General features: G+C 70.1%; 3 protein-coding genes and 1 tRNA gene. 2 read left to right on the top strand and 2 right to left on the bottom strand.

The genetic code is table 11. From position 1 onward, the window contains the following. Both FKP22_RS28810 and FKP22_RS28815 read left to right on the top strand, forming a co-directional pair. A partial coding sequence (locus tag FKP22_RS28810) for a transglutaminase-like domain-containing protein (RefSeq protein WP_141291563.1) occupies positions 1 to 1,006 on the top strand: 1,006 nt, incomplete at its 5' end. 53 nt (positions 1,007 to 1,059) lie between these two features. Continuing rightward, on the top strand, positions 1,060 to 1,545 hold the full coding sequence (locus FKP22_RS28815; protein WP_141291566.1) for a TlpA family protein disulfide reductase: 486 nt from the start codon (positions 1,060 to 1,062) through the stop codon (positions 1,543 to 1,545). A 9-nt stretch (positions 1,546 to 1,554) separates the two neighbouring features. On the opposite strand, the gene FKP22_RS33005 is transcribed toward FKP22_RS28815, so the two are convergent. Together FKP22_RS33005 and FKP22_RS28820 are read right to left on the bottom strand one after the other, a co-directional pair. After that, a tRNA-Sec gene (locus tag FKP22_RS33005) sits at positions 1,555 to 1,650 on the bottom strand. Positions 1,651 to 1,667: 17 nt separating this feature from the next. After that, a partial coding sequence (locus FKP22_RS28820; RefSeq protein ID WP_211361643.1) for a SelB domain-containing protein occupies positions 1,668 to 1,922 on the bottom strand: 255 nt, incomplete at its 5' end.

The following is a 1,922-nucleotide window of genomic DNA, read 5'->3' on the forward strand; positions in this document are numbered from 1 at the left end:
GGGCTGGCAGGTGCACGACGTGACCACCACCATCGAGCTGACCGAGCGCACGGCCAACGGCCGCGTCTGGCTGCCGCTGGCCATGGACGAGCTGCCCGGCTACCAGCGCACGCTGGCCACCCGCTTCGAAGCCCCAGGCGCCAAGCTGGCCGAAGTCATGGCAACCAAGGGCCAGGACACCCGCCTGCTACGCGTGGCATTCACCGATCCGGCCGCGCCGCAGCGCGTGGTGCTGACCCAGCGCATCGCGACCCGCGACCGCGCCGTCAACCTGGGCGCCAGGCCCAACATGAAGCCGCTGAGCGCAGCCGAGCTGCACCCCTACCTGCAGCCCACCTCGCTCGCGCCGCTGGACGGCAAGGTCAAGCAGACCGCCGAGCAGATCCAGAAGGACGCCGGCAACCCGGCCGACACCATTGCCAAGGCCCAGGCCATCTACGACTGGGTCATCGAGCACACCCGGCGCGAAGGCAGCGTGCGCGGCTGCGGCACCGGCAACGTGGCCTTCATGCTGGAGTCCGGCAACCTCTCGGGCAAGTGTGCCGACCTGAACGGCCTGTGGGTCGCGCTGGCGCGGGCTACAGGCATTCCGGCGCGGGACGCCTACGGCGTGCGCGTGGACGACTCGGTGCACGGCTACAAGAGCCTGGGCAAGAGCGGCGACATCACCAAAGCCCAGCACTGCCGTGCCGACTTCTACGCCGAAGGCCACGGCTGGATCCCGGTCGACCCGGCGGACGTGCGCAAGGTCATGCTGGAAGAACAGGCAGGCGGCCTGGCACTGACGGACCCCAAGGTGCGCGCCGCGCGCGCCATGTTGTTCGGCGCCTGGGAGATGAACTGGATCGCCTACAACCACGGCCACGACGTGCCGCTGGCCGGCAGCCAGTTGCCGCCCGCCGGCTTCTTGATGTACCCGCAAGGCGAAACCACCGAAGGCCGGCTCGACAGCCTGGACCCGGCCACGTTCAAGTACCAGATCCGCTCGGAAAAGGTCACGGCCTGAACGGAGCCTGCAAGGTGCGCAGAAGAACCTGGCTCGCCGCAGTCACAGCGACGATGCTCGCGGCCTCAGCCCGCGCCGCCATCGTGCTTGGCAAGCTGATGCCCTGGGGCCAGCGCGCCACGCCGGCGCTGCAGGCCAAGGCCCTGGAAGACGGCCGCGCGGTATCGCTCACCGAGTTCAGCGGCCAGGTCGTGCTGCTGAACTTCTGGGCCACCTTCTGCGAGCCCTGCGAGCGCGAGATGCCGGCCCTGAACCGGCTGCTGCTGAAGTACGGCGCCCAGGGCCTGAAGGTCATCGGCGTCAACTGCGGCGAGATGCCGCAGCGCGTGCGCGAGTTCCTCGACGAGCGCGTCATCTTCGACGGCCTGCCGCTGCTGGACCGCAGCCAGGCCCAGCTCAAGGCCTGGGGCATCCCCGCACTGCCCGCCAGCGTGCTGATCGACCGCCAGGGCCGCGCCCAGGCCTGGCATGTGGGCGAGTTGAACTGGGATGCGCCCGAGGTGCAGCAGGCCGTGAAGGACCTGCTGGCGCAGCGTTGAAAGCGGTCCTGGCGGAAAGCAGCCGGAGTCGAACCGACCAGGGAGCGGCTGACGCCCCCTACCGGGTTTGAAGCCCGGGCCCACCACCGGGTGAGTGTGCCTTCCGTGTTGCGACCCGGCGCTCAGCCGGGGTGCGCCGGGGATTGTAGGAGCGGGGCTTCAGCCTCGGCGCGCAGCACGTGGGCGTCACGCACGCGGCGCGTCACGCCGCTGCGGTCGAAATATTCGAGGATCTGGATCGCGCGCTTGCGGCCCAGGCCGGTTGCGTCGCGGAAGGCGTGCGCCTGGACTTCGCCGCGCGAGGCCTGTTGCGACAGGGCGGCCAGCAAGGCCTGCAGGCGGGCCAGCGTTGCCTGCGGATAGAACAGGTCGCGCAC

The organism is Ideonella azotifigens, from assembly GCF_006519715.1.
GTDB lineage: Bacteria > Pseudomonadota > Gammaproteobacteria > Burkholderiales > Burkholderiaceae_C > Ideonella > Ideonella azotifigens.